Source organism: Paenibacillus herberti (assembly GCF_002233675.1).
Taxonomy (GTDB): Bacteria; Bacillota; Bacilli; order Paenibacillales; family Paenibacillaceae; genus Paenibacillus_O; species Paenibacillus_O herberti.
In genome coordinates this window covers 197,978-210,623 of the sequence record NZ_NMUQ01000004.1, presented here as the reverse complement: position 1 = coordinate 210,623, position 12,646 = coordinate 197,978, and the positions used below count along the sequence as shown (strand labels likewise).

General features: G+C 51.6%; 11 protein-coding genes and 5 tRNA genes. 14 read left to right on the top strand and 2 right to left on the bottom strand.

What is annotated here, in order from left to right; translation table 11 throughout:
- Positions 1-63: 63 nt before the first annotated feature.
- A complete protein-coding gene (locus tag CGZ75_RS23540; protein ID WP_089526865.1) occupies positions 64-2,295 on the top strand; it encodes a Tex family protein in 2,232 nt (743 codons plus the stop codon).
- Positions 2,296-2,452: 157 nt separating this feature from the next.
- On the opposite strand, the gene cmpA is transcribed toward CGZ75_RS23540, so the two are convergent.
- Together cmpA and CGZ75_RS23530 are read right to left on the bottom strand one after the other, a co-directional pair.
- The gene (gene cmpA, locus CGZ75_RS23535; protein WP_089526864.1) at positions 2,453-2,599 is read right to left on the bottom strand and encodes a cortex morphogenetic protein CmpA; all 147 of its coding nucleotides are present in this window, start codon (positions 2,597-2,599) and stop codon (positions 2,453-2,455) included.
- 92 nt (positions 2,600-2,691) lie between these two features.
- Complete coding sequence (locus CGZ75_RS23530) at positions 2,692-3,045, bottom strand: hydrolase/acyltransferase (RefSeq protein ID WP_089526862.1); 354 nt, start codon at positions 3,043-3,045, stop codon at positions 2,692-2,694.
- Between the two features lie 103 nt (positions 3,046-3,148).
- On the opposite strand from CGZ75_RS23530, the gene CGZ75_RS23525 reads away from it, so the two are divergent.
- The 13 genes from CGZ75_RS23525 (at position 3,149) to CGZ75_RS23465 (ending at position 12,604) form a co-directional block, all read left to right on the top strand.
- Positions 3,149-3,628, top strand: coding sequence for a SprT family protein (locus CGZ75_RS23525; protein ID WP_089526993.1), 480 nt, complete (start codon positions 3,149-3,151; stop codon positions 3,626-3,628).
- A 33-nt stretch (positions 3,629-3,661) separates the two neighbouring features.
- Positions 3,662-3,737, top strand: a tRNA-Asn gene (locus tag CGZ75_RS23520).
- A gap of 4 nt (positions 3,738-3,741) precedes the next feature.
- A tRNA-Ser gene (locus tag CGZ75_RS23515) sits at positions 3,742-3,832 on the top strand.
- Between the two features lie 166 nt (positions 3,833-3,998).
- Positions 3,999-4,073, top strand: a tRNA-Glu gene (locus tag CGZ75_RS23510).
- Between the two features lie 10 nt (positions 4,074-4,083).
- Positions 4,084-4,159, top strand: a tRNA-Lys gene (locus CGZ75_RS23505).
- Positions 4,160-4,180: 21 nt separating this feature from the next.
- A tRNA-Leu gene (locus tag CGZ75_RS23500) sits at positions 4,181-4,266 on the top strand.
- 164 nt (positions 4,267-4,430) lie between these two features.
- Complete coding sequence (locus CGZ75_RS23495; RefSeq protein ID WP_089526860.1) at positions 4,431-5,501, top strand: M42 family metallopeptidase; 1,071 nt, start codon at positions 4,431-4,433, stop codon at positions 5,499-5,501.
- 572 nt (positions 5,502-6,073) lie between these two features.
- Positions 6,074-7,843 (top strand): ABC transporter substrate-binding protein, encoded by a 1,770-nt coding sequence (locus CGZ75_RS23490; protein WP_342745717.1) that lies wholly within the window; start codon positions 6,074-6,076, stop codon positions 7,841-7,843.
- A 189-nt stretch (positions 7,844-8,032) separates the two neighbouring features.
- Positions 8,033-8,998: an ABC transporter permease gene (locus CGZ75_RS23485; protein WP_089526858.1), complete on the top strand. Its 966-nt coding sequence runs from the start codon at positions 8,033-8,035 to the stop codon at positions 8,996-8,998.
- Entirely contained in the window at positions 8,995-9,969 is a 975-nt protein-coding gene (locus CGZ75_RS23480) for an ABC transporter permease (protein ID WP_089526856.1), read from the top strand. Before CGZ75_RS23485 ends, CGZ75_RS23480 begins: the two co-directional genes overlap by 4 nt.
- Complete coding sequence (locus tag CGZ75_RS23475) at positions 9,936-10,973, top strand: ABC transporter ATP-binding protein (protein WP_089526854.1); 1,038 nt, start codon at positions 9,936-9,938, stop codon at positions 10,971-10,973. Before CGZ75_RS23480 ends, CGZ75_RS23475 begins: the two co-directional genes overlap by 34 nt.
- Entirely contained in the window at positions 10,970-11,998 is a 1,029-nt protein-coding gene (locus tag CGZ75_RS23470) for an ABC transporter ATP-binding protein (protein ID WP_089526851.1), read from the top strand. The genes CGZ75_RS23475 and CGZ75_RS23470 overlap by 4 nt, the downstream gene beginning before the upstream one ends.
- A 204-nt stretch (positions 11,999-12,202) precedes the next feature.
- Complete coding sequence (locus tag CGZ75_RS23465) at positions 12,203-12,604, top strand: DUF2500 domain-containing protein (RefSeq protein WP_176444996.1); 402 nt, start codon at positions 12,203-12,205, stop codon at positions 12,602-12,604.
- Positions 12,605-12,646: the final 42 nt, after the last annotated feature.

Sequence of the window (12,646 nt, the reverse complement as noted above, 5' to 3'; positions counted from 1 at the left end):
ATCAGCGTTTTGCCGTGACTTGGGGGACGCTGCTGTTTGCTGGTTACAGGAGGAATGCGACATATGGAGGAAAAAGGAGTTCTGCAAGTAGACAAAGCGGAAGGTGGAGCTGCAACACCTACGCCAGCCGAGAAGGCAGCCGAGCAGGAGCGCATCGTCAAGGGCATTGCCCAAGAGCTTGCACTTCCGCTAGGTAAGGTCAAGGCAGCGGTAAGCTTGCTGGATGAGGGTAATACCATTCCATTTATCGCCCGCTACCGCAAGGAGATGACGGGTGAGCTGGATGAGAACGAGCTGCGCTCTATCGAGGAGAAGCTGGCTTACCGTCGCAATCTCGAGGATCGCAAGCGTGAGGTGCTTCGGCTAATAGGCGAGCAGGACAAGCTGACGGCGGAGCTGGAGAAATCGATTGTAGCGGCTGTTAAGCTACAGGAAATCGAGGATCTGTATCGTCCCTATCGTCAAAAGCGGAAAACCCGCGCTTCCGTAGCCCGCGAGCGCGGTTTGGAACCACTGGCTCAGTGGCTGCTTTCCCAGCCAAGGCAAGGAGTACCGCTGGCAGAAGCCCAGCGGTATATAAGCGACAAGCTCGGCGTCGCCTCTGCTGAGGATGCGCTGCAGGGAGCGATGGATATCGTAGCCGAGGGTCTTGCTGATGATGCCCGTATCCGGGCATGGATCCGCAAGTTCACGTCCGATCAGGGCGGCATCCGTTCGGAGGCTCGCCAGGCGGGAACAGAGTCGGTTTATGAGATGTACTACGATTATCGCGAGCCGCTGCGCAAGCTGCCGCCGCACCGGACGCTGGCCATCAACCGGGGCGAAAGGGAAGAAGTGCTGCGCGTCTCTCTTGAGATTCCGGCAGACCGGATTCACGACTACATCAGCCGCCATACGCTACGCCAAGGGACGGCATCTGAGATTAAGGCGACTCTAAACGCTGTCATCGAGGATGCGTACAAGCGCTTGATTGCCCCTTCCATCGAACGCGAGGTGCGTGCCGAGCTAACGGAAAAAGCGGAGGAGCATGCCATCGGCATTTTCTCGGCCAATCTGCGCAGCCTGCTGCTGCAGCCGCCGGTGAGAGGGCATATCGTACTCGGCGTTGATCCCGCCTTCCGCACCGGCTGTAAGCTGGCGGTTGTTGATGGGAACGGCAAGCTGCTCGACGTGGCCGTCACCTATCCGACTCCGCCGAACAACAAAGTGGCCGAAGCTGAGCGTATAATCAACGGGCTGATCGACAAACATGGAGTGACGCTTCTGGTCATTGGTAACGGGACAGCCTCACGTGAGACGGAAAGCTTTGTCGCCTCGTTGATCCGTACGCGGGGAGACGGCTTGAAGTACATTATCGTCAACGAGGCGGGCGCGAGCGTGTACTCGGCCTCCAAGCTTGCTCAAGAAGAGTTCCCTTCCCTGGATGTAGCGGAGCGCAGCGCAGTCTCGATTGCCCGCCGATTGCAAGATCCGCTGGCCGAGCTCGTGAAGATCGAGCCGAAGGCGATTGGCGTTGGTCAATATCAGCATGACGTCAGCCAAAAGCGGCTTGGAGAGACGCTTGGCGGCGTCGTAGAATCGGCGGTTAACCATGTCGGAGTTGATGCCAATACGGCTTCGGCTTCGCTGCTGTCGTATGTGGCCGGCATTAACGCAACAACGGCCAAAAATATCGTCAAACATCGCGATGCAAGCGGGAGCTTCACCTCCCGCAAGGAATTGCAAAAGGTTCCGCGTCTCGGCGCCAAAACCTACGAGCAATGCATCGGCTTCATCCGTATTCCGGAAGCCGCCAATCCGCTGGATCGCACGCCGATTCACCCGGAATCGTACAGCTTTGTGGACAGGCTGTTCCGTGAGCTCGGGCACAGTTTGGATGCGATCGGCAGTGAGGCGGTCCGCGAGGGGCTGGCCGCAGCGGACATTCCGGCTTTGGCTCCCGTAATCGGCATTGGTGAGCCGACGCTGCGTGACATCGTGGACAGTCTGATGCGTCCCGGCCGTGATCCGCGCGAGGAACTGGCGGCGCCGGTATTTTCTCAAGATGTGCTGGCAATCGAGGATCTTCAGCCGGGAATGGAGCTGCAAGGTACGGTGCGCAATGTCATCGACTTCGGAGCTTTTGTGGATGTCGGCATCAAAAACGACGGTCTTGTCCACATTTCCCAGCTGAGCAGCAAATTTGTTAAACATCCGATGGATGTTGTCTCCGTCGGTGATGTCGTCACCGTGTGGGTGCTGAATATTGATCTTAAAAGGGGTCGTGTAGGGCTAACGATGCGCGGGCCTTCCTAAAGCTGTGAAGCTGATGGCGCGAAGTTAATGGAGCACGAAGCTGCCTGCACAAAGAGGGCGTCCCTTAAGCAGATCAACGATCTGCTGCAGGGACGCCCTCTTTGCGATGAGGCGATCCATAGCCGGTATGGCGCCTGAAAAGGGCCATGCTGGTTAATCAAAGATCTTGCTGGGCGGTCAGGCGACTTTGTTTCGCGTCCTCCTTGGTCCGGTAAAAAAACCAGCAATCGTTCAGCAGCCGAACCTGCCGGAGATCCTTTTGCTGGAAAGCTCGCATCAGTTGGTTGCTCAGCCATTGCGGCATGCGCATCCTCCCCCCTTCTGCTGTTTTATGGATTCAACAGCATATGGGGAGCTTCAGCCCAGCGTGCAGGTCCCACAGCATCTTGGGGCTGCTTAACCTTCGTATTCTTCCTCATACCATTGCTCAAGCTGAGCCTGCAAAGCCCGGATCTCAGTCAGCAGGGAGATCAGTGGATATGATTTCTCCTGAATGGATTTGAACGTTTCCTCAAGCTCATTGAGGTAATCCAGGCCGTTCAGTACGGGCAAGGCGCGCTCATGAAGCTCGGCAGGAGAGAATTCGGCGATGCAGCGCGCCAGCGGCGGCACATGCTCGGCCGTCAGCTTGTCCAGCTCCTTGTGCAAGCGCAGGTTGAGCGCGGAAAGCTGGTAGGCGTGTGAATGGGGCATTTCAACGAGGGAAAGCTGCGCCCCGTGTTGAAAAAGGACATATTTCATAGTAGGCATGGCGAAACATCGTACTCCTCTCGCAGTCGAACGGTTGTCTACTTGACAGTGTAGCCCAGGATGCCTTTACAATTCAAGGGGAAAGGGGGGCTTGTCTATGGATATGGAGGACAAAGAGCTGCAAGCATGGGTGGAAAAAATTTCAGTGGAAACCTTCGGACTTCCGTTCCGCCACAAGGCCGTCTTCAACCGTCGATTGTCAGCTACGGGAGGACGCTACTTCATGAAGTCTCATAATATTGAGATCAGCGCCAAGCAGCTCCAGGCTTACGGTGTGGAGGAAACGGAGAAAATCATCAAACATGAGCTTTGCCATTACCATCTGCATCTGCTTGGACGAGGATATCGCCATCGCGATGCGGATTTCAAGGAGTGGCTCGCCCGTTCTGGCGGCTCGCGATATTGCCGTCCGCTGCCCGACAAGTCCCCAAGACGCTCACTGCCTTATCGGTATAAGCTCGTTTGCGGCTCTTGCCGGATGGAATACCCGCGCAAGCGCAAGGTAGATCCAGCTCGATACGTCTGCGGAAAATGCCGTGGCAAACTAGGCTTGTATGCGCTTGACACAGCTAATCGTGCATGATAAATTAGTCTTTGTCAGACTTGTTTTGAATGTTCCCTGATAGCTCAGTTGGTAGAGCACTCGACTGTTAATCGAGTTGTCACAGGTTCGAGTCCTGTTCGGGGAGCCAGTTTGGAGAGATACCCAAGTGGCTCAAGGGGACCCTCTGCTAAGGGGTTAGACTGCGTAAGTGGTGCGAGGGTTCGAATCCCTCTCTCTCCGCCATCTTCTTTTAAGTTTGATGAAGAAGAGACCGTAATGGTCTTTTTTCTTTGTCCGGTTGTTTTATGGATTGATTGGTGCCCTCGAAAATTAATGCTTGCATTGATTATTGTGCTGTGTTAAGATCATTCATGTTGATTTAAGAAATGTCTTTTGGACAAGCAATCATGGCCCGTTGGTCAAGGGGTTAAGACACCTCCCTTTCACGGAGGTAACAGGGGTTCGAATCCCCTACGGGTCACCATTTTCCTTAAGAGCCATTAGCTCAGTTGGTAGAGCACCTGACTTTTAATCAGGGTGTCGAAGGTTCGAGTCCTTCATGGCTCACCAGTTTTTTAACTTTACAAATGTGCGGTAGTGGTGGAATGGCAGACACGCTATCTTGAGGGGGTAGTGGGCGTACGCCCGTGGAGGTTCGAGTCCTCTCTACCGCACCATAATTTTAACTGATATATCCCGCTGAGGCGGGATTTTTTTTGTTTCCAGCCGTTGAGCAACTGCTCCATGGGTAACCGATCGGGAAAGCGGCGTTGCTTTTGGCTTCACCTGCTCTCATGCAGTATACTGTATTCATTAGATGAGCCAGGAGGTAGCTAATAGCATGAATCAGGAAACAATGGAGCTGTTCCGTAAGATTACGGAAATGAGAGCCGTTCCAGGGCAGGAACGGGAGCTTCGGCAGTTCGTGGAGACGGAGCTGAAGCAGAGCACCGATGAGCTCGTATACGATCGGCTCGGCAGTGTATTCGGCGTATTCCGCGGCAATGAAGAAGGACCGCGAATTATGGTAGCCGGTCATATGGACGAGGTTGGCCTTATGGTTACGTCTATTACAGAGAGCGGAATGCTGAAATTTGTAACGCTCGGCGGCTGGAACGCTCAGACGATGCTGGCGCAGCGCATGGAGGTTGTGACGGACAAAGGTACGGTTATCGGCGTAATTGGCTCAACACCGCCTCATTTGTTGGATGACGCTTCGCGCAGCAAGGTGGTAGAGATCAAGACGATGTACCTGGACGTCGGCGCAGACAGCCGTGACGAAGCATTTGAGATGGGCATCCGCCCTGGACAAGCGATCGTACCCGTTTGTCCCTTCACGGTTATGGCGAATCCGAAAAAGATTATGGCTAAAGCCTGGGACAACCGCTATGGGGTAGGGCTGGCGCTGGAGCTGGCCAAGGAATTGAAGGGAAGCGAGCATCCCAATGTGATCTATACCGGAGCCACCGTTCAGGAGGAAGTCGGCCTGCGTGGAGCGCGCACGGCAGCCAATCTGGTGCAGCCTGATCTGTTCCTGGCGCTAGACGCCAGTCCTGCGGCCGATGCGACCGGTGATAAAAATGCGATGGGCCAGCTTGGCAAGGGAGCTTTGCTGCGTGTGCAGGATCCCGGCATGATTACACACCGGGGGCTGGTGGAGCTGATCCGCGACACAGCCGAGGATAACGGCATTCGTTATCAATATTATTTCTCGCAAGGCGGTACGGATGCTGGGCAGGTTCATCTGTCCGGGATCGGCGTTCCTTCTGCAGTCATCGGCTTGCCGGCTCGTTATATCCATACAGCAGCTTCCATCATGCATATTGAGGACTATGAAGCGGCGAAGGAACTGCTATTTACGCTCGTCCGCAAGATCGACAGGGGCGTTTTTGAGACGATTTTGTCCCGGTAATAGACTAAATTAGAATAGAAATGACTCGAGTTAAGACCCCTGTACGGGGTCTTTTTTTGTGTCTGAATGTATAATCGGATTCCGTCTGAAGACATATAAAAGGGGAAAAACAGTAGGTCTTAAGCTTCAGGTTAATGGCACATCATGTAAATTATAGGGTAATTATAGAAAGAGATTTACAATACTATGTTAACGTATTAATTATATGTTGCGTTAAAGCGTTACAATGAAAATTCAAAAATATGCAAAATAGTAATGGTAATTATACTCGTTTTATACTAGTGTATAATTCGGTTTCGAAACGAAAATAAAACGTCAATTTTGTTGACATTTTGCTTGAATATCCTAAACTTCGCATACTTAAAACATAAAACTATGTCGATTAAAAAGCGCCTTAAACCTTACAGTGACAAGAGTGAAAGCGTTATCCTACATAAAAGGTTTAGATGAATAAATATACAATTAATAAAATTTTAATTATTTTCAGACGAATCTATATTCTAACATTAAAAAAGGTGCTACAATGAGACCGGAAAAACACTTGTATGGCTAGAGCCAAGGGGGAATGTGGAGTGGCAGCTTCATCGTTAAAGTGGAAAACCATGATTGCAGGCTTGTCCGTTATGAGCGTCATTGCAGCAGGCTGCGGCAACAACGCAGGTAGCAACAACACTGGTGCAGGCACAAATACGCCGGTGACAAATGATGGTGCAGCAAACAATGCTGCTGCAGCGAACAACGCTGGCGCAGTAGAGACGGCAGGTCCTAAAAAGGGCGGCACGCTGACGGTCGGAACTTTCACCGATATCGTAATGGTGAACCCGCTCTATATTGCTGACACTTCTTCAGGCGATGTTGCCTACTTCATGTTTGCGAATCTCCTGGACTACAACAAAGATGGGGATGTAGTCGCCGAGCCTTGGTCTCTGCTGGAAAGTCTTCCTGAGATTTCAGCTGACAATTTGACGTACACGCTGAAGCTTAAGGCTAACGCCAAATGGAACGATGGCCAGCCTGTAACAGCGGAAGACATTGCCTTCTATATCAACACGATCAAAGATCCTGTGGCCGCTTCACCTGGAATCAGCACCTTTGACAAAGTGGATAAGGTTGAAGTCGTTGATGCCCAAACGGCCAAAATTACGATGAAGTCGGTGTTTGCTCCATTCCTTAATAACCTTGTTACGGCGGTTGTGCCCTCTCACATCCTGAAGGACGTCCCGGTCAAGGAACTTCAAAACCATGCTTACGGTAAAGATCCTGCTGTAACGGTGTCGAATGGTCCTTGGAAATGGACGGAGTGGAAACAAAAGCAATACAATATCTTGGATAAGGATGCCAACTATTGGGCCAAAGATACGAATGACGTCAACATTGAGAAAGTCATCCACAAAGTATACGCCGATCAGAATACGAACGTTCAAGCCATCATTAAAGGCGATATAGACCTCGTTGGCGCCATCCCGGTCACTTCGGTAGAGGCAGTTAAATCCAAAGGACTGAACGTTCTGCTGGCTCCGGGTCCGCTGTATGAATTCATGAGCTTCAACTTCAACAAAATGAATTTCGGCGGCAAGGAATCCCCATTCACCGGCGAAAAAACCCGCCAAGCTATCGCTTACTCGCTCAACCGCCAAGGCATGCTTGACAACATTCTCAAAGGCACAGGCCAAGCGCTGAATGCTCCATTCCTGCCGGGAACATGGGCTGATCCAGGCGCCGATGCTGTTGCTTACGACTATAATGTTGAAAAAGCGAAGCAACTGCTTGCCGAAGACGGCTGGAAAGATACAAACGGCAACGGTACCGTCGACAAAAACAAAGTTGAGTTCGAGTTCGAACTGCAATATAACGCTGGCAATAGCCGCCGCGAGCAAGTGTCCACCGTTATCCAAGACAACCTTAAGGATATTGGCATCAAAGTATCGACGAAGGGTATCGATTTCTCCTCGTGGATCGAGCAGAATATTACACCTGGTAAATACCAGGCAGCCCTGCAGGCATGGTCTCTGAACAGCCCAGATCCTGACAGCGAGTCCGTATTCTCGGCGAAGTATTTCCCGCCGAATGGTCAAAACTCTGGCTGGTATAACAACCCAACGCTCGATAAGTTATGGATTGAAGGTTACTCCACGACGGATCAAGCGAAGCGCAAAGAAATCTACAAACAGGTCGCTCAGCAAATTTCAACCAACTTGCCATATGTATTCCTTTACCAGTATGGTACGCCGGAAGTAATCGGACCACGCGTCAAATTTGCTGCAGAAGACACCCCTGTAGCTGCTCTCCCATATGGCGCCTTCTTCGGCGTCAACAAATGGTGGGTCGAGGACGCTAAATAAACAAGTTCAACAGTTGGCTTCACAAAAACGAGGAGGAAGGGCAGCGTCCTTCCTCCTTTCTACTTTCTCGATCTTGACCGCTAACAGAGACGGTTTTGCCCTGTGCGTAACCGGACAGCAGTCATCTTGAATGCAGGTTCTGCACAGCGCAAAGCCGGCTACCCAGTTTACTTAAGGAGGAGCAGCCTTATGGGCGAGTATATTATTCGACGGACGTTGCAATCTGTCTTAGTGTTATTTCTCATTACTGTGTTTACATTTGGGCTTATTCACGCTGCTCCTGGAGGACCGACTCAAATCTTTTTATCCCCTGGACTATCTATAGAAGCAGGTCAAATTAGAGCGGAACAGCTTGGCCTGGACCGCCCGATTCCTATTCAGTACTTTAATTGGCTTGGCAATATTGTCACTGGCGATCTTGGCACTACCTTCAAGAACAATATTCCAGTAGGAGAGATTCTCTGGCCTACCGTCAAAAATACGATCATATTAATGAGCGTAGCCTGGATACTCTCGCTCATTATTGCGATACCTTGGGGCATTTACAACAGCACCAAGGAATACGGTGTGTCTGATCAGACGGCTTCGTTTATTTCCTATGTCGGGTTTGCGATGCCGACATTCTGGTTCGGCATTATTTTGCAAAGCTTCTTCTCTCTTAAATTGGACTGGCTTCCTCTATCGGATATGTACACGATGGGCAAAGAAGGAAATATGATGGATTTAATTCAACATTTAGTGCTTCCTGTAAGCGTTTTGACGCTTGGATTTCTGGCCGGGTATCTCAAGTACTCTCGTGCCAGCATGCTGGAAGTGCTTGAACAAGACTATATTCGTACAGCGCGAGCCAAAGGAGTCAAAGAAAATAAGGTTGTGTTCCGTCACGCTTTACGCAATGCCCTTATCCCGGTCATTACGCTTATTGGCTTGGATTTGTCCATCCTTGTTGGAGGAGCTGCGCTCACGGAAGCGGTCTTCAACTGGCCGGGAATGGGACGGTTGTTTGTGGAAATGGCCAATTCTCGAGAGTATTCGGTTTTGATGGCGATAACACTGCTTAGCGCTGTATTTGTCGTAATCGGCAATCTTGTTGCTGACATCTTATATGCCGTTGTTGATCCACGCGTGCAGCTTGGCAAGGGAGGCAAAGCATGAGCGTAAATTTGGAGCATACACCTAACGAAGCGAAGCTTCCCGCTACTAAGCTCGGCAAGGCCAAGAGGCCCCCAGGTCCATGGGCGCTGACATGGAGGAAATTCAGAAGAAACCCCTACGCGATGATTGGCTTGATTACACTTATGATATTTGTAATCTTAGCTATATTTGCCCGTCTGATTGCTCCTTTTGATCCGGCGAAAACGGATATGATGGGCGCTGGCATAAAACCCTTCGTAGATGGCCATATTCTCGGGACTGATGAATTGGGCCGTGATATTTTCTCCCGCTTGCTTTATGGCTCGCAGGTTTCATTAACGGTAGGTTTCTCCGTGGCCGCAGGGGCTGTCATCATTGGCACATTAATTGGAGCCATATCTGGATATTTCGGCGGATGGATTGATGTTATTTTTATGCGCGCAGTCGACGTCATGTATTCCGTGCCGCTTCTGTTCCTGAACATTCTCATTCTTGCTATTTTTGGCTCAGAGTTCACCTACATGATATTGATTATGATCTTTACTAGCTGGATGGGCGTCGCCCGACTCGTCCGCGGCACCTTCCTGCAGCTGCGCGAGATGCAGTACGTGGAAGCGGCGAAGGCGATCGGCGTATCGAGCTGGGGCATCATTTTCCGTCACTTGCTGCGTAATGCAAGCTTCCCGATTATCGTTAACGCAACATTGATGGTTGGAGGCGCTATTTTGGCGGAATCAGGTCTTTCCTATCTCGGTCTGGGCATTCAGCCGCCGGATACAAGCTGGGGCCAGATGCTCAGCAAAGCTCAAGAGTTCATGCTTATTGATCCGATGCAGGGCGTTTATCCCGGTCTTTGCATCTTCATCGTTGTACTAGCGGTTAACTTCATCGGCGATGGCATTCGCGATGCTCTGGATCCCCGTCAGAAGATGCATCTTTCCCCAAGGAGGCTGGAACAATGGCGCGCAAAATTCTCGAAGTCAACCAAATGACCGCCGGATTCCTGGTGAACACAGATATCGTGAAGGCAACGGATCGGATCTCGTTCGACCTGGAAAAAGGCCAGACTCTTTGTATCGTAGGCGAATCGGGAAGCGGAAAAAGCGTAACCTCGCTTGCTGTCATGCGGCTCATTGACTATGCCGGCGGTATGATTTTGGAAGGCGACATCAAATTTAATGGAGAAGTGCTTTCGACGAAAAGCCAGGAGGAGATGCGCAAAATCCGTGGAAATCGGATTGCGATGATTTTCCAGGATCCCATGAGCTCGCTCAATCCGGTATTTATGGTTGGAGAGCAGATTGCCGAAAGCTTGCGACTGCATCAGAACAAATCGGATAAAGAGGCGATGAAAGCGGCCGTTGATTTACTGCGCCAGGTGGGAATTCCATCTCCTGAAGTACGGGCTAGGCAGTATCCCCATGAGCTGTCCGGCGGTATGTGCCAGCGTGTTGTTATCGCGATTGCCTTGGCATGCCAGCCAGAGCTGCTGATCGCGGACGAACCTACGACGGCGCTTGACGTAACTGTGCAGGCGCAAATTCTGGACCTGCTGCAACAGCTCAAAAAGAACAACGATATGTCTATCATCATGATTACTCATGATATGGGTGTAGCCGCCGAGATGGCGGATCGTATCGTGGTCATGTATGCTGGCGGTATTATGGAGGAAGGCTCCGTCCATGAAATTTTCGCGAAACCAAGCCATCCCTATACGGTCGGTTTGCTGAAGTCGATACCTGGTTTTGAAGATAGCCACGGTGAGGAGCTCTATACGATTAAAGGCAATATCCCGCGAATCAATGAGCTGCCGACCGGATGTCGCTTCCATCCTCGTTGCACTCACGCGATGGACATTTGCCGCAAGCAAGAGCCAGGCTTTTTCCAACTGGGTCAGGATCACAAGGCGGCCTGCTGGCTGTATGAGGAGCATGGGGGCGACTCGATTGTGTCTCCTGCAGGAGCGGCGATTGCGCACGGGGAGGTTAGAGTATGAGCAGACAGCTGTCTAATGAGACGCTAATAGAGGTCAAAAACATCAAAAAATACTTCCCCATTAAAAAAGGGCTGCTCAGTCGTGTTGTCGGCCAGGTTAAAGCGGTTGATGATATTTCCCTGGCAATCAAAAAAGGGGAGACCTTCGGCCTTGTTGGTGAATCCGGCTGTGGTAAATCAACGCTTGGCAGGGTAATTCTCCGCCTGCAGAGCGCTTCCGATGGCGAAGTGATCTACGCTGGAAAGAACATTCATACGCTAGGCTCCTCGGAGCTTCGCGGCCTGCGTCAGGATCTGCAAATTATTTTCCAAGATCCATTTGGTTCTCTGAATCCACGTTTCCTTATCAGCGACATCATCGGGGAGCCGCTTAAAGTTCATACCAATATGAAGCCCAGAGAAATCGAAGCCCGTGTTGTGGAGCTGATGGAGCTTGTTGGCTTAGACGCTAACCGTCGTAACCGCTACCCGCATGAGTTCTCAGGCGGCCAGCGGCAGCGGATCGGTATCGCGCGAGCGATTGCGCTGAATCCAAAGTTCATCGTGGCCGATGAAGCGGTCAGTGCCCTGGACGTATCGGTTCAGTCCCAGGTGCTTAACCTGCTTGCCCGCCTGCAGCGCGAGTTAGGGCTGACGTTCCTGTTCATCGCGCACGGTTTGAACGTTGTTCGGCATATATCTGACCGCGTTGGCGTGATGTACTTAGGAAAAATGGCTGAGGTCGGACCGACTGAGGAAGTGTACAACAAGCCGCTGCATCCGTATACGGCAGCGCTGCTATCTTCGATTCCGCGCCCGAATCCGGCGCTTAAGCGCGGGCGGATCATCCTGAAGGGCGATGTGCCTTCACCAGCCAATCCGCCATCTGGCTGCCGTTTCCACCCGCGTTGCCCGATGGCTAAGGATCGCTGCAAAGCGGAGGAGCCGCTGATTCGCGAGGTTTTGCCTGGACGCCAAGTGGCTTGCCACTTCCCGCTTGTTGAGGAAGGCGCTTTTGAAAAAATGGCAGCAATGAGCATGGGTTAAGCCAATATTGACTCTAAAGGTGAAGGGCAGATTCTCTCTGGCGAGAGAGTCTGCTCTTTTTTTTCATTGGGCTGAACGTTGCCGGTGCTTCGCGCTTATGAATCTGGACGGGCTTCCCTAATCCTTTCGAATATATAGGGATCGCTCCAACATAAAATGGGACTAAGGACAGCATCAGGCCAGTCATCTGAGGAGGGAACGGGAATGGGAACCGATTCGGGCATTGATTCGATCTTTTCGGCGGCGGGAACAACGCTGACGATTCTGATTGCGGTCATAGCGGTCATAATCGGCGCAGGCCTGCTGAAGTCTTATATGAGCTGGAGCCGGAACAACGCTCAGCCGCTTCTCTCGGTTAAGGCGGCCGTTGTCAGCAAACGATCCAGGGTGCGCAGCCAGCAGCCCTATGAGGAAGGGCAGAATCAGCAGACATTTACCGATTATTACGCAACCTTCGAAGTGGAGAGCGGGGATCGGATGGAGTTTACGGTCAGCGGGCGCGACTTCGGTCAGCTTGCTGAGGGGGATGTCGGCAAGCTCACGTTCCGGGGCAGCAGGTACCAAGAGTTCCAGCGTGATAACAACCGGGTGATTCAGTTTGGTTGATTAGCGTTGGGGGAACAGATGACTTTGTGAGCACGCTTATCG